Origin of the sequence: Serratia sp. OS31 (assembly GCF_014164835.1) — a bacterium.
GTDB lineage: Bacteria > Pseudomonadota > Gammaproteobacteria > Enterobacterales > Enterobacteriaceae > Serratia > Serratia liquefaciens_A.
Map to the genome: position 1 here is coordinate 12,954 of NZ_JACJFQ010000027.1, position 17,182 is coordinate 30,135.

Annotated in this window: 15 protein-coding genes and 1 tRNA gene; 4 read left to right on the forward strand and 12 right to left on the reverse strand. The window is 56.8% G+C overall.

Annotated elements, in window-relative coordinates:
• Positions 1-15 precede the first annotated feature (15 nt).
• The 5 genes from H5P17_RS19640 to H5P17_RS19660 form a co-directional block, all read right to left on the reverse strand.
• Positions 16-837 (reverse strand): alpha/beta fold hydrolase, encoded by an 822-nt coding sequence (locus H5P17_RS19640; RefSeq protein ID WP_044552459.1) that lies wholly within the window; start codon positions 835-837, stop codon positions 16-18.
• A gap of 150 nt (positions 838-987) precedes the next feature.
• Positions 988-2,409: an MFS transporter gene (locus H5P17_RS19645; RefSeq protein ID WP_255477957.1), complete on the reverse strand. Its 1,422-nt coding sequence runs from the start codon at positions 2,407-2,409 to the stop codon at positions 988-990.
• A 191-nt stretch (positions 2,410-2,600) separates the two neighbouring features.
• On the reverse strand, positions 2,601-3,791 hold the full coding sequence (locus tag H5P17_RS19650) for a sugar transporter (RefSeq protein WP_044552462.1): 1,191 nt from the start codon (positions 3,789-3,791) through the stop codon (positions 2,601-2,603).
• Between the two features lie 161 nt (positions 3,792-3,952).
• On the reverse strand, positions 3,953-4,894 hold the full coding sequence (locus tag H5P17_RS19655; protein WP_182824754.1) for a sugar phosphate isomerase/epimerase: 942 nt from the start codon (positions 4,892-4,894) through the stop codon (positions 3,953-3,955).
• Between the two features lie 23 nt (positions 4,895-4,917).
• Positions 4,918-6,096, reverse strand: coding sequence for a Gfo/Idh/MocA family protein (locus H5P17_RS19660; RefSeq protein WP_182824755.1), 1,179 nt, complete (start codon positions 6,094-6,096; stop codon positions 4,918-4,920).
• Between the two features lie 321 nt (positions 6,097-6,417).
• On the opposite strand from H5P17_RS19660, the gene H5P17_RS19665 reads away from it, so the two are divergent.
• Together H5P17_RS19665 and H5P17_RS19670 are read left to right on the forward strand one after the other, a co-directional pair.
• Positions 6,418-7,452, forward strand: coding sequence for a LacI family DNA-binding transcriptional regulator (locus tag H5P17_RS19665; RefSeq protein ID WP_255477958.1), 1,035 nt, complete (start codon positions 6,418-6,420; stop codon positions 7,450-7,452).
• 47 nt (positions 7,453-7,499) lie between these two features.
• The gene (locus tag H5P17_RS19670; protein WP_182824757.1) at positions 7,500-8,186 is read left to right on the forward strand and encodes an aspartyl/asparaginyl beta-hydroxylase domain-containing protein; all 687 of its coding nucleotides are present in this window, start codon (positions 7,500-7,502) and stop codon (positions 8,184-8,186) included.
• On the opposite strand, the gene H5P17_RS19675 is transcribed toward H5P17_RS19670, so the two are convergent.
• From H5P17_RS19675 to H5P17_RS19695, 5 genes are all read right to left on the reverse strand, one after another.
• Positions 8,183-8,899 carry an ABC transporter ATP-binding protein gene (locus tag H5P17_RS19675; protein ID WP_182824759.1) on the reverse strand — a complete coding sequence of 239 codons (717 nt, stop codon included), beginning with the start codon at positions 8,897-8,899 and terminating at the stop codon, positions 8,183-8,185. The genes H5P17_RS19670 and H5P17_RS19675 overlap by 4 nt on opposite strands.
• A complete protein-coding gene (locus H5P17_RS19680) occupies positions 8,896-9,771 on the reverse strand; it encodes an ABC transporter ATP-binding protein (RefSeq protein ID WP_044552471.1) in 876 nt (291 codons plus the stop codon). Before H5P17_RS19680 ends, H5P17_RS19675 begins: the two co-directional genes overlap by 4 nt.
• Positions 9,768-11,054: a high-affinity branched-chain amino acid ABC transporter permease LivM gene (gene livM / locus H5P17_RS19685; protein WP_182824761.1), complete on the reverse strand. Its 1,287-nt coding sequence runs from the start codon at positions 11,052-11,054 to the stop codon at positions 9,768-9,770. The genes H5P17_RS19680 and livM overlap by 4 nt, the downstream gene beginning before the upstream one ends.
• Positions 11,055-11,065: 11 nt before the next feature.
• Complete coding sequence (locus H5P17_RS19690) at positions 11,066-11,980, reverse strand: branched-chain amino acid ABC transporter permease (protein WP_044552474.1); 915 nt, start codon at positions 11,978-11,980, stop codon at positions 11,066-11,068.
• A gap of 150 nt (positions 11,981-12,130) precedes the next feature.
• The gene (locus H5P17_RS19695; protein ID WP_182824763.1) at positions 12,131-13,249 is read right to left on the reverse strand and encodes a branched-chain amino acid ABC transporter substrate-binding protein; all 1,119 of its coding nucleotides are present in this window, start codon (positions 13,247-13,249) and stop codon (positions 12,131-12,133) included.
• 490 nt (positions 13,250-13,739) lie between these two features.
• On the opposite strand from H5P17_RS19695, the gene H5P17_RS19700 reads away from it, so the two are divergent.
• Positions 13,740-13,815 (forward strand) — tRNA-Asn (locus H5P17_RS19700).
• A 165-nt stretch (positions 13,816-13,980) separates the two neighbouring features.
• Here H5P17_RS19700 and H5P17_RS19705 read toward each other — a convergent pair.
• The gene (locus H5P17_RS19705) at positions 13,981-14,883 is read right to left on the reverse strand and encodes a LysR family transcriptional regulator (RefSeq protein WP_255477959.1); all 903 of its coding nucleotides are present in this window, start codon (positions 14,881-14,883) and stop codon (positions 13,981-13,983) included.
• 139 nt (positions 14,884-15,022) lie between these two features.
• On the opposite strand from H5P17_RS19705, the gene H5P17_RS19710 reads away from it, so the two are divergent.
• Positions 15,023-16,120 (forward strand): NADH:flavin oxidoreductase, encoded by a 1,098-nt coding sequence (locus H5P17_RS19710; RefSeq protein WP_182824765.1) that lies wholly within the window; start codon positions 15,023-15,025, stop codon positions 16,118-16,120.
• Between the two features lie 154 nt (positions 16,121-16,274).
• Here the strand turns inward: H5P17_RS19710 and H5P17_RS19715 are convergent, their stop codons facing one another.
• On the reverse strand, positions 16,275-17,066 hold the full coding sequence (locus H5P17_RS19715; RefSeq protein WP_182824767.1) for a PhzF family phenazine biosynthesis protein: 792 nt from the start codon (positions 17,064-17,066) through the stop codon (positions 16,275-16,277).
• Positions 17,067-17,182: the final 116 nt, after the last annotated feature.

Below are 17,182 nucleotides of genomic sequence, written 5' to 3' on the forward strand. Positions count from 1 at the left end.
CCCTGCGGGGTGAATTCAAGACTGAATAAACGCCAGCAAATCGGCATTAAACTGTTCGGAATCGGTCTGCGCCAGGCCGTGAGACCCACCCGGATAGACCTTCAATTCAGCCTGCCTGATAAGCTTAGCGGCTTTCATTGCGGATGCAGCGATCGGCACAATCTGGTCGTCATCGCCGTGCACAATCAGCGTCGGCTTGTCGATAGCCAGCAGATCGGCGGTATAGTCGACCTCCGAAAACTCGCGAACGCAGTCATATAACCCTTTGATTCCGCCCTGCATCCCCATCAGCCAAAAGCTGTCCTTTAGCCCGGCGTTGGCCTTGACCCCCTTGCGGTTGAAACCGTAAAAAGGCAGCGCCAGATCCTTGAAGAACTGCGAACGATTTTCCGCCGTTCCGCTGCGAATGCCGTCGAATGCCGACATCGGCAGGCCCTGCGGGTTGGCCGCGCTTTGCAGCATCAGCGGCGGCACCGCCCCCACCAGCACCACTTTCGCCACTCGCGCGCTGCCGTGGCGGCCGATGTAGTGCGCCACTTCCCCGCCGCCGGTGGAATGCCCCACCAGGATCAGATCGCGCAGATCCAGCGCTTCGATCAGCTCCGCCAGATCGTCCGCATAGCGATCCATGGTATTGCCGTTCCAGGTTTGATCCGAACGGCCGTGGCTGCGGCGATCGTGCGCGATAACGCGATAACCGCATTGGCCGAAGAACAGCATTGAGTTGTCCCAGGCATCGGCGGTTAACGGCCAGCCGTGAGAAAACAGTATCGGTTGCCCGCGGCCCCAGTCTTTATAAAAGATACCAGTGCCGTCTTGGGTGGTCAGGATGCTCATGGGGTTTCTCCCGGAGGTGATGTGGTACATCTTCCGGCTTAACATTAAGGCAGGAGGGAAAGCGGTGATAACGGAATTATTTTCGGATGATCGCAAGTTTTTTTGCTGAAGATCCCGGCGCTGCGCGGAGAGGCGGCGCCGGGATTGGCCTCAGATATTTTCCAGATCGATTCCGCGCGTTTTCGGGCCAAACACGCCAATGACCACCATCACAATCAGCATGCTGGCCACGATAAAGGCGATAACCCCCACCGAGCCGCCGTATTGCAGAATGATGCCGATAATCAGGCTGCTGAATACCGTCGACAGCCGGCTGAACGAATAGCAGAAGCCGACGGCGCGGGCGCGTATGTAGGTCGGGAACACTTCCGATTGATAAGAATGGTAGCTGTAGGTCAGCCAGGCATTGGACCAGGTGATGAAGAACCCACAAAGGATCAGCCAGACGGGGTTGTTTTGCAGGGCAAACAGCGAGCCGAAGATCACCGTCACCAGGCAGGAAAGTACAATCTGCCACTTGTTTTCCATCTTGTCGGCATAGCGGCTGCACAACAGCGATCCCAACGGGTAAGCCAGGGTAATAAAGAAAGCATACAGCAGGCTGTGGGTGATGGAGGCCCCCTTTCCGGCCAGCAGAGCGGGCAGCCAGTTGCCAAAGCCAAAGAATCCGATGGCCTGGAAGAAGTTCATCACCACCAGCATCAGGGTGCGACTGCGGTAACGCGGCGACCAGATATCCTTAAAGCTCCCCTGCGCCGGCATTTCGCTCTGCGCTTGTGGATCATGCGCAGGAAAATCCGCCGTATGGGTGACGCCGCAGCGCCGTTCCATCGCCAGCATCACCTGCCGGACTTCCGGGTAGCGCCGCTGCTGCGCCAGCCAGCGCGGCGATTCCGGCAGGCCTTTACGCACCAGCCAGATCACCAGCGAAGCCACCGCACCGGCGATCACCACGTAACGCCAGCCGCTCAGGCCCAGAATGGTTTGCGGCACCAGCCACCACGACATTAACGCCACCGTCGGCACGGAAAGAAACTGGATGAAGAAAGAGAAGGCAAACGCCCGGGTGCGCAGATGTGCGGGCACCCATTCGGTCAGGTAAGTATCGATCGTCACCAGCTCGATGCCCAAGCCGACGCCGACCAAAAAGCGCAGGAAGATCACCCATTCGGCCTGATGTTGAAAAGCCAGACACAGCGAAAAGATGCCATACCAGGCCAGTGCAAACATAAAGGTGGTGCGGCGGCCAAAGCGGTCGGCATAGGGGCTGAGCAGGCTGGCGCCGATAAACAGGCCAAGGAATGTGGCGGAGGCGAATGCCGCCTGGTCGGAGAGGCCGAACACGCCCTGCGCACCGGTGTGGAAGATGCCTTCGGCGATTAAGCCGGTGCTGATGTACCCGGTCTGGAACAGGTCGTAGAGTTCAAAAAAACCGCCCAACGCCAGCAAGGCAATGAACCGCCAAAGACCGGCGGAGGTGGGCAATGCATCAATTCTTGCCGACAGATCCCGTTCATGGATCGGCGACTGGGCCGCCCCCACGCTTTCCGCAACCAAAGACTCACTCACCATTAACCTCGCCATAACATAATCGATAATTTTCTATGCTATCGGCTCGGCGTCGGAGTTAAATATTTAATTAGCAGACTATGAAAAAAATATAAGCATAAAAATCTGCAGCAATCTGTTTTGCTGAGAGAAAATTTAACCGGGGTGGCAATGCCCGACAGCGAGTCGTTGGCCCACTGTCGGTGTGCAGGGGTTTAGCGAATGTGGTGGTGTTGCAGGCGTTCGCTGCGGTAAAAGTTCAGCACACACCAGCCGAGGGCGATCAGCGCCAGCGGCGCAGCGACAAAGCCGATGTTGCCCATGCCCAGATGCCGGCTGACCTGGTTACCCAGCAGCGCGCCGCCGCCGATACCGAAATTGTACAACCCGGAGTAGATCGACATCGCCACGTCGGTGGCGTCCGGCGCCAGGTTCAACACCTTGGCCTGCATCGACAGGCCAATCGCCATGATGGCCATACCCCACACCGCAAACAGCAGCGTCAGGTGATTTTCATTGCCGGAGGCCGGCAACAGCAGCAGCAGGCTCAGCATCAACAGCGCGATGGCGCCGATGAAAAAGCCCGACGGAAAACGTTCGCTGAAACGGCTAAACAGCAGGCTGCCAATGATACCGGCGGCACCGAACAGCAACAGCATCAGCGTGGTGAAGTTTTCCGACAGCCCGGCCACGGTCTGAATAAAGGGTTCGATATAGCTGTAGGCGGTGAAATTCGCCGTCACCACGATGATGGTCAGCATATACAGGCTGACCAGCGCCGGACGCTTAAACAGCATCGGCACGCTGGACAGCGAACCGGAATGCTCGCTTTTCAGCACCGGCAGCAGACGCCACAGCAGCACCAGCGCCAGGGTGGCGCAAACCGCGATGCCGATGAAGGTCATGCGCCAGCCGAGGATCTGACCAATCACGCGGCCCAGCGGCAAGCCGAGCACCATCGCCAGCGCGGTACCGCCCGCCAGCAGGCTTAGCGCCTGCGCCTTTTTGCCCGCCGGGGCGACGCGGATCGCCAGCGAGGCGGTGATCGACCAGAAGACCGCGTGGGCCAGCGCCACGCCGGCACGGGAAATCACCAGCGTGGTGAAGTTCCAGGCCACGGCGGTCAGCACATGGCTGGCGATAAACAGGATGAACACCCCGATCAGCAGCTTGCGCCGTTCAATCTTGCTGGTGAGCAGCATGCACACCAGGGAGGCGGAGGCGACAATCCAGGCGTAAATGGTGATGATCAAACCCACTTGCTCGGTCTGCATTGAGAAACTTTTGGCGATGTCGCTCAGCAACCCCACCGGAATAAACTCGGTGGTATTGAAGATAAAGGCCGAGACGGCAAGGATGACCACGCGCAACCAGGCGGTTGAGCGAGATACCTGGGTTTGTTCCATGTTAATCGGGATCCGGACAGGTGCGGGAAGTAGCGATATTTTAACCAATCGCCGGGGTAAATGCGATATAGGTCACACTTTTATTCGCCTGTTTTTTTCGACAGGCCTTTGCCGCGCAAAGGCCTGCAAAGCAGCAGGCCATTAGCGAAAATAAGCAGGCTTTATTGGCTGATGCAGCGTTGTAACGCCTCAACCGAGGTATTAATACCGGCATCGACCGACATGGTCAGATCTTCCATCTCCAGCGAAACCCAGTCGTTGTAACCCATCATGCGCACCACCGAGAAGAACTCCTTCCACCACTGCAAATCCTGCCCGCACCCGACGGCCACATAGTTCCAGGCACGCTGCGCCACCTGTTCCACCGGCCGGGTTTCCAGCAGCCCGTTGACCGCCACTATCCCCCTTTCCAGCCGAACATCTTTGCCGTGTACGTGGTGGATCGCGTCCCCCAGGCGCCGTGCGACGGCGATGGGATCGGCCCCCATCCAGATCAGGTGGCTCGGATCGAGGTTCAAACCCACCATGGGCCCCACCGCGTCGCGCAGCCTGAACAGGGTGTCCGGGTTCCACACCAGCATCGAGCTGAAATTTTCCAGCGCGAACTTCTCGATGCCGAACGCCTGGGCTTTATCCACCAGCTTCTGCCAATAGGGGATCGCCACCTCGTTCCACTGGTAGTCCAGGCAGTTTTTCAGCGTCGGTGGCCAGCTGACGGTATAGGTGATCCAGTTGGGGATACTGTCGCCGGGTGCCGCAGGTGGCAATCCGCTCATCATAACGATTTTTTTCACCCCCAGGCTGGCGGCCAGCGCCAGCGTGTTGTCGGTCTCATGGCGGTGTTTTTCGCCCAGAACGCACGGTTCCAGTGGATTGCCGGAAACGTTCAGCGCCGCAATTTTCATGCCGCGGCTTTCCAGCGCCGCCATCAGCCGCCGCCGCTTGCCCGCGTCCTGCAACAGCGCCACGGTGTCCAGATGCGGTGCCGAAGACCAGCCGCCGGTGGTCATTTCCACGCCAAACACCCCCAGTTCGCCCAGGCGATCCAGCATGGCTTCAAACGGCAGGTGGCCCAGGCTATCGGTACAGAAAGAAAGTTTCATGCTCTTGCTCCGGGTTGAATAGTTTATTCAAAGGTCACCCAACGGGCGCCCTCGTTGGCGGAACGCACGCAGTTTTCAATCCAGCGCACGCCCTCGATCCCGGCGTCGATATCCGGATACACCAGTTGCGCCAGCGCCTGCCGATCGCCGCGGCGGGTGGCGTCAATGGCCAGGGCAAATTTCAGGTAAATGTTGGCCCAGGATTCGGTCAGGCCTTCGGTATGCAAAGCCCCCAGCCGTTCCCAGGCGTTGCAGGCATCGTCCAGATACGCCATGCCGCGATACAGCGTCTGGTTCGGCTGCCCCTGCACCTCGTAGCGCAGCTCGCTGGGGTTGATGTCGCTCCACTCCAGGCTGGCCTTCGACCCTACGATGCGAATGCGCTGGCTGCTCATGGCACCGGCATTCACCGAGGAGGCCCACATCCGCCCTACCGCGCCGCTTTCATAGCGCATCATCACCAGCGCGTTGTCTTCCAGCGGTGCACGCGAGGGAATAAAACTTTGCCGATCGCAAAGCAATTCGCGGATCTGCATCTGCGGCATCACCAATTGGGAGAGGTAATAGGTGTGGGTGGAAATATCCCCCAGCACAAAGCTCGGGCCGGAGATCTTGGGGTCAATACGCCATTTCTGCGCTTCGCTTAGGCGATCCACTTCGTCCGTGGCATTAAAACCGTGGGTATATTGCAGATCCACCATCCGAACTTCGCCGATCTGGCCGTTGGCGATCATCGCGCGCATTTGCAGCAGCAGCGGGTGGCCGGAGAAACCGTAAGTCACGCCGACGATCAGGTTTTTTTCCGCCGCCAGCGCTTTAATCTCATAGGCTTCCTGGCTGGTGAAAAACAGCGGTTTCTCGCAGATCACGTGCAACCCGGCCTGCAGCGCCGCGCGGGTAATTTCATAATGCGTGCCGTTCGGCGTCGCCACCGACACCACTTCAATACCGTCCTCCCGCCGTGCCTCTTGGGCGAACAACGTGCGGTAATCCTCATAGCAGCGTTCGGCCGCTACCCCCAGATTCACGCCGAACTCACGGCCGCGTTCCGGCACGATATCAAACGCGCCGGCCACCAGCTCAAAAGCGGTATTATCCCGTAGCGCCCCGCAGCGATGCTTGTATCCCACCTGCCCCAACCGCCCGCCGCCGACCATTGCCCAGCGCAGAGGGTGCGCCGTTTTTCTTTCGCCATTTAACATAGTTGCTCCCGAAGCTTTAGATTTGACCGTTTCCGTCGCCGTGCACCCGGGTGCAAATTTTAAATGCACCCGGGTGCAAAATAAGGTGGCAACTTGACCGCAAAACAAATGCCCCCTGCGATGGACTATTGGAGAGGGTCAAAAATAAGTCAAATGCGCCACGACAAATCTGCCGATCAGGATCACAAATTACCGCTAAAAAGATCCGCCGCGTTGTGCCGATGGTTTGCAGGATCCTCGCGCCGATGTCGGCAACTCCCGCATTCCGTAACGCTGTGCTAATCTGTTGAACCCATACCGTTTTTTCATCACGAGCGAAAGATGATGACGAAGAAACCCGGCTCTACCCCGGCGCCCGCAGCACGCAAGGCGACGGCCAGCGATGTGGCCGCCCGTGCCGGCGTGTCTAAATGGACGGTATCGCGCGCCTTTACCGACGGCGCTTCGATTTCACCGCAGACGCTGCTGCGCGTACAGACCGCAGCGCGTGAATTGGGTTACCGCCCTAACCTGCTGGCGCGCAGCCTGTCGAAAAAGAGCACCCGCATCATCGGGCTGGTGGCGGACGAGTTGAAAAATCCGCATATCTTTACGCTGCTCGATGAAGTGACCCGGCAGTTGCAAAGCCGTGGTTATATGGCTTTGCTGCTCAATATCACCTCTGAACGCGATTATGAATCGGTGCTGACGCTGGCGGACCAAATGCAGGTGGACGGCCTGCTGTTCCTCGGCACGCTGCTTAATGACCGGCTGATTGCGCTGGCGCAGGACATTCACCGTATTCCGCTGGTGGTGCTGTACCGCTACAGCGAAAGCCCTTACATCCAGGTGCTGGCGACCCATGGTCATCAGGCCGGGCGCGAAATCGGCGAGCTGCTGCTCGCGCAAGACTATCAACGTATGGGATATCTGGCTGGGCCGATAAGCGAGTCCACTCAATTGCGCCGCCTTGACGGTTTCCGCGCCGCGCTGGCAGAACGGCAGCGTGACGTCAGCGTGGTGCTACAGGCCCCGCACTATCAGCGCCTTTGCGGTATGGAAGCTTTTTCCGCCTATCTGGCCGCCACCCCGGCGGCGCAGCGGATAGACGCTATTTTTTGCGAGAATGACATTCTGGCGGTCGGCGTCATCGATGCCATACGCGCCACGCCGGATTGTACGCCGATTGCCGTGGTGGGGTTTGACGACATCGAGCTGGCGTCCTCGCCCAGCTACCAGTTGACCACCTATCGCCAGCCGATGCAGCAGCTGATCGCCGATGGCATTCACTGCCTGACGCAGGCCTTCGAACCCGGTGGACAAAAGCTGTATACCGGCGAATTGATCGTCCGGCAATCACACATAAAAAAAGCCTGATACTACCTAAAGACGGCGAGAAATCGGGTCACTGCTATGAGGTCACTATGTCAGCTATCTACGATTGGTCCGTACTGGCACTTCGCCGTATTTACGATCGCCGCATCAGCGGCGCGCCGGTCCTCGACAGCACCCGGCTGTTTCCCGATGCTCAACGTTTTACCGCTCACTGGCGGCAGATACGCGAGGAGGCGCTGACCGTTGGGCAAGATCTGCGTAATATTCCACGATTTCACGAGATCATGAGCGAACAGGCGTCGATCTCCGCCAATGACGCTCGCGACTGGCGCATGTTTATCATGCAGGCCTACGGCCAACCGATAGCGCGTAATCTCGCCCGCTGCCCGCAGCTTGCGGAGCTGATCGCCTCTTCCCCGGATGTGCTTTCAGCCTCATTGTCGTTTCTGGCGCCCGGCAAACAGGTGCCCGCGCACCGTGGCCCGTTCCGCGGCATTCTGCGCGGCTATCTGGTGCTGTCGATGCCCAAACGTGCCGACGGCGCGCCTGCCGCCGTGTTGAAGGTAGACGGGCAGGAATACCGGCTGAACGACGGGGAATTTATGCTGTGGGACGACACCTTCGAACACGAAGTGTGGAACGACAGCGACCAGGTGCGCACCGTGCTGTTGCTGGACATCCGCCGCCGTGATTTACCCCGCGGCCTGCAGATTTTATCCAGCGGCATTATCGCCCTGGTTCGGCTGAACGTGCGACTGATCCAGCGCCAGTTCTAGGCGCCGCCCAGATAAGCCTTCCTTACCTCCTGATTGCTTAGCAGCTCCGCGCCGCTGCCGGTCAGGCGAATTTGGCCGTTGACCATCACATAGCCGCGGTCGGACAGCTTGAGCGCGTGGTTGGCGTTCTGCTCCACCAGGAACAGCGTCATGCCGCCATGGGTCAATTCGCGCAGAATGCTGAAGATCTGTTTGACGATAATCGGCGCCAGCCCCAGGCTCGGCTCATCCAGCAACAGCAGTTTCGGCCGGCTCATCAAGGCACGGGCAATCGCCAACATCTGCTGTTCGCCGCCGGACATGGTCATCGCCCGCTGGTTGCGCCGCTCCTTCAGGCGTGGAAACAGTTCGAACATGCGCAGCAAATCCTCATCCACATAGCGATTACCGACGATGATGGTGCCCATCAGCAGGTTTTCCTCCACGCTCATGTCCGGAAAGATCCGCCGTCCTTCCGGTGCCTGAGCGATGCCGCTGCTGGCAACGTAATGGGTAGAACGCTGGCTGATGTCCTCTCCGCGAAACAAAATCTGCCCGCCGCTGATGCGCGGTTGGCCGAAGATCGACATCAGCAGCGTCGACTTGCCCGCGCCGTTGGCGCCAATCAGCGCCACCGTTTCCCCTTCATTCACCTGCAACGAAACCTGCTGCAACGCCTGGATCGGGCCGTAAAACACGTCCACATTGCGAAATTCCAACATCAGATTGCTCATCCCGCCAGCTCCTCTTCATCCGCGCCAAGGTAAGCGGCGATCACCGTGTCGTTATGCTGTATTTCTTTCGGCGTGCCTTCGGCGATCACATCGCCATGGTCGAGCACGATCACCCTATCGGAAATCTCCATCACCATGCCCATATCGTGCTCGATCAGCAGCACCGTGATGCCGTGGTGCTGACGCAGGAAACGGATAATACGGCTCAATGTCGCCGTCTCTACCGGGTTCAGCCCGGCGGCGGGTTCGTCGAGGCAGATCATCTCCGGCGTGGTGCACATCGCCCGGGCGATCTCCAGCCGCCGCTGCTGGCCGTACGACATCTCCCCCGCCAGCCGGTTGGCGCAGTCCACCAGCTCCACCACTTCCAGCCAGTAAAAAGCGCGATCCAGCGCCTGGCTTTCCGCCCGGCGATAGCCCGGCGTGTTGAGCACCCCGGCGACCAGATTGCGATTGCTCAGCATGTGCTGCGCCACCAGCAGGTTCTCCACCACCGACATTTCGCGGAACAAACGGATGTTCTGGAAGGTGCGGGCCAGCCCGGCGCGATTGACCAGATGGGTACCGCCGAACATTTTGTAGTACAGACGCGATCCCAGCCGTTTTGGGTTAACCCAGTCGCCGGCGCGAAATTTCTGCCCCAGCACCTGGATCACGTCGGTTGGCCGTTTGTGAGTGTTAAGCAAGATGGCGCCGCCGGTGGCGCGGTAAAAACCGGTCAGGCAGTTGAACACCGTGGTTTTGCCGGCGCCGTTGGGGCCGATCAACGCGGTGATCGAGCCGCGCTCTACCGCCAGGTTCACGTCGTTGAGCGCCTTGATGCCGCCAAAATGCATCATCAGATGCTCAACCTGCAAGATTGCGTCGCTCATGGCGCCACCCCCTTGCGCGGCGCAAAGCTGGTTCGGCTGATCCGCACCAGCCCGCGCGGTCGCCAAATCATCATCGCCACCATCAGCACGCCAAACAACAGCACGCGGTACTCGGCGAAGCTGCGCAACAGTTCCGGCGCCACCGTGAGCACGAACGCCGCCAGCACCACGCCTATGGTCGATCCCATCCCGCCCAGCACCACAATCGCCAGGATCAACGCCGATTCGAAGAAGGTAAACGAGGTGGGGTTGACGAACCCCTGATAGGTGGCGAAAAATACCCCGGCCAGCCCGGCGGTGGACGCGCCCATCATAAAGGCCGACAGCTTGACCAACACGTGGTTTAGCCCGAGCGAACGACAGGCGATTTCATCCTCACGCAGGGCCTCCCAGGCGCGGCCGATCGGCATGCGCGTCAGCCGGTGTTTGATGTACAGCACCAACAGCACCACCAAAAACAGTACCGCATAGATAAAGATAAATTTCAGGTTAGGGTTGTAAGTGATGCCGAGGAACTCGTGGATCGGCACGCCGCCGTCCTTCGCTCGTCGGCCAAACTCCAGGCCAAAGATCGTCGGCGCCGGTACCGAGACGCCGTTCGGCCCGCCGGTCAGCGACATCCAGTTGTTGAGCACCAGCCGGATGATCTCGCCAAACCCCAGCGTGACGATCGCCAGATAGTCGCCGTGCATGCGCAACACCGGGAACCCCAGCAGCGCGCCGGCCAGCGCCGCCATCAGCGCCCCCAAGGGCAGCATCGCCCAGAACCCGAGGCCGAGATACTGGTAGCCCAGCGCCAATCCATAGGCACCAATGGCGTAGAACGCCACATAGCCCAGATCGAGCAGCCCGGCCAGCCCGACAACGATGTTCAAACCCAGCCCGAGCAGCACGTAAATCAGCCCCAGTATCGCCACCGTCAGCAGGTATTTGGTGGCGACAAACGGAAACAGCATCGCGATGACCGCCATTAACGGAATAATCCAGCGCAGGCTGGTCCTGGCGCCGATCGGCCGGACATACACCCCGTCGTTACCGCCGTCAAAGCGCGTCAACAATTTACGGCCCGGTGCGGTTTGCAGAAACAGGCTCAGTAACAGACGCCCGGCCATCACCACCGCGATAATCCACACCAGCCGGTGCGGCTCGAAGTTAAAGCTGTAGCCGTTCAGAACGATGCCGACGATCGGCCCGAACACGATCAGGGCAATCAGCCCGGCCAATACGGCGTCCAGCAGGCTGCGCTTAATGTTCAGCCCCGGGTGAACCTCAGAGTGCGACATAAGTTTTCCCCTCAAACCTTAGCGACCATTGGCCGTCCGAGCAGGCCCTGAGGGCGGAAAATCAGGATCACCACCAGCAAACCGAAGGAGAATACGTCCTTGTAATCCGAGTTCACCATGCCGGCGAACTGCGCCTCCGCCACGCCCAGCAGCAACCCACCCAGCATCGCGCCGGGCAACGACCCTATCCCGCCCAATACCGCGGCGGTGAAGGCTTTGATGCCGATGATAAACCCGACGTAGAAATCGAAGGTGCCGTAGTTCATGGTGATCAACACCCCCGCCAGCCCGGCCATGGCAGCACCGATCACGAACACCAGGGAAATGACCCTATCGGTGTTGATGCCGAGAATTGACGCCATTTTGCGGTCTTGCTGAGTAGCGCGACAAATGCGCCCCAGCCGGGTGTGCTGAATGATGTAAGTGAGGATGGCCATGCCCAGCAGCGAAGCGACCAGGATAAACACCTTGGTGTAGGTGATTTGGATCACCCCGCCGTCGAAGTTGAGGCGGAACACGCCATCCAGCAGCGTTGGGATCCCTTGCTGACGTGGCCCTTGGCTGATTTGCGCGTAGTTTTGCAAGATCAGTGACATGCCGATTGCGGAGATCAGGGGGGCCAGGCGGGTCGAGTTGCGCAAGGGTTTGTAGGCGATACGTTCGATCACCCAGCCATACACGCCAGTGATAACGATGGTAAACACCAGAGTACCGAGGATCAGCAACGGGAACGACTGCAGGCCGAAGAACGACAGCAGCGCCAGCCCGATGGCGCACAGGTAGGCGGAGATCATATACACCTCGCCGTGGGCGAAGTTGATCATGCCGATAATGCCGTAAACCATAGTGTAGCCGATGGCGATCAGACCATAAACCGCGCCGAGCGTCAGGCCGTTGATTAACTGTTGCAGAAAGAAAACGTCCATAATGAGCAGTCTCGCCTGGTGGGACCGCAAGCAAAAGCAGGCGCGGCCCAAGGGAAGAATCGGCGCGGATCCGCAGCACACGCGGATCCGCTTATCAGTCACGCCTATCCACCCCCATACGGGAGGGATAAACCTGAGCCGTCGGGCTGATTAGAGTTGGTGATATTTGCCTTTGTCGTCCCACTGATAAACCACGTAATCCGATACCTTCAGGTCGCCTTTCTTATCCCAGGCCTTTTTGCCCATTACGGTATCCACATCATGAGATTTCAGCCATTCGCTGGCCTTGGCGCTGTCTTTGCCGCCGGTGGCACTGAAGGCCGCGGCGATCGCCTGAATAGAGGCGTAGGAGTAGAGGGTGTAACCTTCCGGCTCGAAACCGCTGGCGCGGAATTTGGCGATCACCGCCTTGCCTTCCGGGATTTGGCGCGGATCGTTACCGAAGGTCATCAGCACGCCGTTGGTGTACTGCGGCCCACCGGCAGCGGTCACCAGCTCTTCGGTCACGATGCAGTCACCGGAGAAGAACTTGGCGGTGACGCCCTGCTCGCGCATCTGACGCACCAATGGCCCGGCCTCCGGATGGCAGCCGCCAAAATAGACCACGTCGGGTTTGACCGAGGCAATTTTGGTCACCAGCGCGTTAAAGTCTTTTTCGCCGCGAGACAGCCCTTCATACAGCACCTCTTTCACGCCGCGCTTGTTCATTTCTGCCTTGGCGGCATCCGCCAACCCCTGGCCGTAGGTGTCTTTGTCGTGGATCACTGCGATGCGCTTGGCTTTCAGGGTATCCAGCATGTAGTTGGTGGCGATCACCCCTTGCTGATCGTCACGGCCGCACATGCGGAACATGTTGGTCATACCGCGCTCGGTGATCTGCGGGTTGGTGGAGCCGGGGGTGATGGCGATTATGCCGGCTTCGTCATACACCTCGGAGGCCGGCATGGTGGAGGACGAGCAGAAGTGCCCCACCACCGCTGAGACCTTGTCCTGATCGACCAGGCGGTTGGCGACCGAGACCGCCTGTTTGGGTTCGCAGGCGTCATCCCCCTGCACCAGCTTAATTTTTTCCCCTTTAATCCCGCCGGCGGCGTTGATATCCGCCGCCGCCTGCGAGGCACCACGCCAGTACTGATCGCCATAGGTCGCATTCGGCCCGGAGAACGGCCCGGCGACGCCGATAACGATATCGGCCTGAGCATAAAAAGCACAACCTAAACAACCGATAAGCAGAGCAGCGAGCGGACTTTTAATCAATTTCGATGACATTGTTGTATTCCTCAGCACTGTTTTAGCGAAACGCCCAGAGGCGTGGAGCAGTCACTTTATGTGTAGACGGGGAAAATAATTTGCGCGAGAGCGCAGTCGCATTACCCGCATTTAAGCAAGCAAAAATCCAGCCATTGTGACGGCCAATACATATTTTCTGTTTATTCATCCTACATATCAGTGGGAAAACAGGGGGCAATCACTGCCGCCAGGTGGCGCTGTGGGGGGATCTGGCGGCAATTGAGCAAATAAACCTCTCGGAGACGTTGGCCACATGTAAGTCACCGGCGAGCTGCTGCGCACCGTAAATGTGCAAAGACCGGTGCAACATCACGACAGGAGTCTTACGCTGATAAACAGAGCTGACAGGGAAGATAAATGCTGAAAAACAACGCAACATGTTCATTCCGACAGCAAACGCGCTTTTCTTGCAGTTTAGTGCTTTGACAAAGCCGCACCACCCCGCTATTATTCGCCCCGTTCACACGATTCCTCTGTAGTTCAGTCGGTAGAACGGCGGACTGTTAATCCGTATGTCACTGGTTCGAGTCCAGTCAGAGGAGCCAAATTAGAGAAGCCCGCTTAAGGAAACTTAAGCGGGCTTTTTGCTTTGCGGATTGAGTGAACGGCGGTTAAGGGCGAATAATAGACCTAAGAGCAAGAGCAGGCTTTATTTTTCATAAAGCGTTCTGCTGGCTCAACAGGGGCAAACTGAAGCCGAACTTTATGAATTAATTCATGGAATTCAGGGATGATTTTAATTTGTCAATAAAAGTGCTGACCCGGAGGGGAAGGTAACGCGTTGTCGGTAGAACAGCCCAGACTGATAAAGCCTGAGGCCTGGCATCAAGTAAATCAATCTCAACAAGTGTACCTTCCCGGGTCTCTTTTAAGACATCCCAGCGAGTAAGTTGTGCAATTCCCAGTCCCTCAGCACACAGGTCTCTTACCCCTTCAACGTTATCTGAGCTAAAACGCCCATCAACGCTGGTCCTGATAACTTCACCATCACGCTCGAAAATCCATTGAGGTACGCTACTGAGTCTCAGGCAATGATGTTGCATTAAATCCTCGACGAACTGAGGTTTACCATTCGCTTTCAGATAATCGGGTGAAGCGCAGATTACACGAGGATTATCAGCAATTTTACGGGCTATAAGTGTTGAGTCCTTTAATGGCGCGATACGTATTGCCACATCAATCCCTCTCCCGACGATATCAACCACATCTTCACTTAACTGAAGGTCGATACTCAGCTTTGGATTGTCTGCTAACAGTCCAGAAACGAGAGGCAAGATATTACGCCGTCCGAATCCTGATGGTGCAGTGATTCTCAATAATCCTACGGCCCCCTGCGTTGATGAAGAAAATAGCGCCCGAGCCCCCGTCTCCGCGTCAATGAGTGCCCTGGCATAAGGCAGGAATTCCATGCCTTCCTGAGTTAATGAAACAGATCGGGTCGTTCTCTGTAAAAGGCGCGTTCCGAGCTCGTGTTCAAGTGATGCGAGGCGTCTTGAAACAGACATGGCGGAAATACCCAGTCGTTTCGCTGCCTGAGTGAGGCTGTGAGTTTCGGTTATGACGAGGAAGAGTGATACGTCCTGCAGATTCATGTCGCCCCCAATATCAATCATTACAAAGTCATTTATTAAGCAAAATGGAAAACACAAATTATAACGACAATCGTTATACAACCTTATCATTTTGGCCTATTTATCCCTAATTCAGCAATGATTATAGTGTGATCATGATTTAATTTATCTGGAAAAACTCATGACGACATTATCCCTTTTCACCCCCGCCAGTATCGGGAAGCTAGCCTTGAAAAACCGCCTAGTGGTCGCACCAATGACCCGTGTCACCGCCTCCGAGGAGGGTGTAGCCAGCGATCGTATGAAGACATACTACGAAGATTTTGCACGCGGTGGATTTGGTCTGGTTATATCGGAAGGCATTTATATTGATAAAGAATGGTCACAGACTTATGCCTTTCAGGCTGGCTTGACCAGCACGGAACAGGTTGCAGGATGGCGCAACATCACTGACGCCGTTCACCAACAACAGGGGCGTATTTTTGCCCAAATCCAGCACTCTGGTGCGTTGTCACAGGGCAACTATTTTCGGGATGGGACTGTTGCACCAAGTGCCGTTCGTCCGGTAGGCAAGCAGATGACGTTTTATCGTGGCGAAGGTAAATACCCTGTTCCTCGTGAACTCAGCGAAGACGAAATACAGGACATTATCAATAGCTTTGCCGATGCCGCGGCGCATGCTGTTTTCGGGGCTGGCTTTGATGGCGTGGAAATCCATGGTGCAAATGGATATCTTCTCGATCAGTTCTTCACGGATCACACTAACCTGCGTACTGACCGCTGGGGCGGTGACATCGCAGGCCGCCTGCAATTTAGCCTTGAAGTGATTCACTCTGTCAGACAACGTGTAGGTCAGGATATTCCAGTGGGTATCCGAATATCTCAGGGGAAAGTAAATGACTTTTTCCATAAATGGGCTAACGGCGAAGATGATGCACGGGTGGTGTTTACGTTGCTTGCTGGTTCCGGTATCGATTATCTGCACCTGACTGAATATGAAGCGTGGCAGCCAGCATTCCCTGATAACCCACTATCACTGATTGAGCTGGGACGTAAATATGCTCCACAGCTAACCATTATGGCTAATGGTGGCCTGCATGATAAATGCCGGGCAATACAGGTCATGGAAATGGGCGCCGATCTCATTGCATTAGGCCGAGGCGCCTTGGCAAATCATGACTTGCCTGAACGAATGGCCAGCGGCGTAGCCTTACGCGAATTTGACAGCGCGATTCTTGGACCCATTGCCAATATTAAAGATTCTGAACTTTCTGTCTGACACCTCTGCCCCGGTAACTTTCCGGGGTTTACTGCCATGTAAATTAAAGACGCCTGCTTAAGGAAACTTAAGCGGGCTTTTTGCTTTCGGATATGGGGTGAACGGCGGCTAAGGTGACAGCAGACCTTATATTTTGAGCCACATTCAAGCAGGTCTAGCGCAACAGCACTTTGCCAATCAGATAGGTTGTTGCCTGTCCGCCGATGTAAACGCGATCGCCCACCAGCTGGCAGCGTAAATCCCCGCCACGCTCTAATCCCTGGTGCGCCAACATCTGCGTTTTATTCAGTTTTTCAGCCCAGTAAGGAATGAGCATGCTATGCGCCGAACCTGTCACAGGATCTTCCGCTACGGCTTCACCTGGGCAGAAGAAACGGCTAACAAAATCGTATTCACTGTCACCAGGGGCTGTTATACAAACCATTTTTCCCAGGGGAAGCATGTCATTGATGTTCGGGCGTACAGTTTCGACCTGCTGCCGATTCTCCATTACTACCAGGTAATCACGCGCCACGCGTACTTCTTTGCATTCTGTGATGCCCAACGTTTCCAGCAATAATGCCGGTGGCATGACAGGCTTGGTTTCCCACGCAGGAAAATCGAGCGTCAGCCATTTACCGTTGCGTACCACCGTCAGTGGGCCAACAAATCGGGTATCGAAATGAATAGTCGTGCCTTGGTAATCAAGATGCTCAAAGATAACGTGCGCAGCTGCCAGCGTGGCATGCCCACACAGATTTATTTCAGCCAGGGAGGTAAACCATCGCAACTCAAAGCCAGTATCATTTGCGACAAAAAATGCTGTTTCTGACTGGTTATGCTGCTGGGACATTTTCAATAATGTCTCATCAGGCAACCATTCTGTTAGCGGACATACCGCTGCGGCATTACCGCCAAAAGTCGTGTTGCTAAAGGCATCTATCATGTAAAAATCAATTTGTTGCATGGCGTAAATCTCTAGTCGCTCTTCGGGCAGCCCACACTCTACCACGCCACGACAACATGCAATTTCGTATTTTTCATGCGTTCACCTTCCCCTGAATAGCAAAACCCTCCATTCAC

Coding starts and splice junctions, on each gene's coding strand:
- H5P17_RS19640 (WP_044552459.1), bottom strand. CDS start 837: ATGAGCATCCTGACCACCCAAGACGGCACTGGTATCTTTTATAAAGAC.
- H5P17_RS19645 (WP_255477957.1), bottom strand. CDS start 2,409: ATGGTGAGTGAGTCTTTGGTTGCGGAAAGCGTGGGGGCGGCCCAGTCG.
- H5P17_RS19650 (WP_044552462.1), bottom strand. CDS start 3,791: ATGGAACAAACCCAGGTATCTCGCTCAACCGCCTGGTTGCGCGTGGTC.
- H5P17_RS19655 (WP_182824754.1), bottom strand. CDS start 4,894: ATGAAACTTTCTTTCTGTACCGATAGCCTGGGCCACCTGCCGTTTGAA.
- H5P17_RS19660 (WP_182824755.1), bottom strand. CDS start 6,096: ATGTTAAATGGCGAAAGAAAAACGGCGCACCCTCTGCGCTGGGCAATG.
- H5P17_RS19665 (WP_255477958.1), top strand. CDS start 6,418: ATGATGACGAAGAAACCCGGCTCTACCCCGGCGCCCGCAGCACGCAAG.
- H5P17_RS19670 (WP_182824757.1), top strand. CDS start 7,500: ATGTCAGCTATCTACGATTGGTCCGTACTGGCACTTCGCCGTATTTAC.
- H5P17_RS19675 (WP_182824759.1), bottom strand. CDS start 8,899: ATGAGCAATCTGATGTTGGAATTTCGCAATGTGGACGTGTTTTACGGC.
- H5P17_RS19680 (WP_044552471.1), bottom strand. CDS start 9,771: ATGAGCGACGCAATCTTGCAGGTTGAGCATCTGATGATGCATTTTGGC.
- livM (WP_182824761.1), bottom strand. CDS start 11,054: ATGTCGCACTCTGAGGTTCACCCGGGGCTGAACATTAAGCGCAGCCTG.
- H5P17_RS19690 (WP_044552474.1), bottom strand. CDS start 11,980: ATGGACGTTTTCTTTCTGCAACAGTTAATCAACGGCCTGACGCTCGGC.
- H5P17_RS19695 (WP_182824763.1), bottom strand. CDS start 13,249: ATGTCATCGAAATTGATTAAAAGTCCGCTCGCTGCTCTGCTTATCGGT.
- H5P17_RS19705 (WP_255477959.1), bottom strand. CDS start 14,883: ATGATTGATATTGGGGGCGACATGAATCTGCAGGACGTATCACTCTTC.
- H5P17_RS19710 (WP_182824765.1), top strand. CDS start 15,023: ATGACGACATTATCCCTTTTCACCCCCGCCAGTATCGGGAAGCTAGCC.
- H5P17_RS19715 (WP_182824767.1), bottom strand. CDS start 17,066: ATGCAACAAATTGATTTTTACATGATAGATGCCTTTAGCAACACGACT.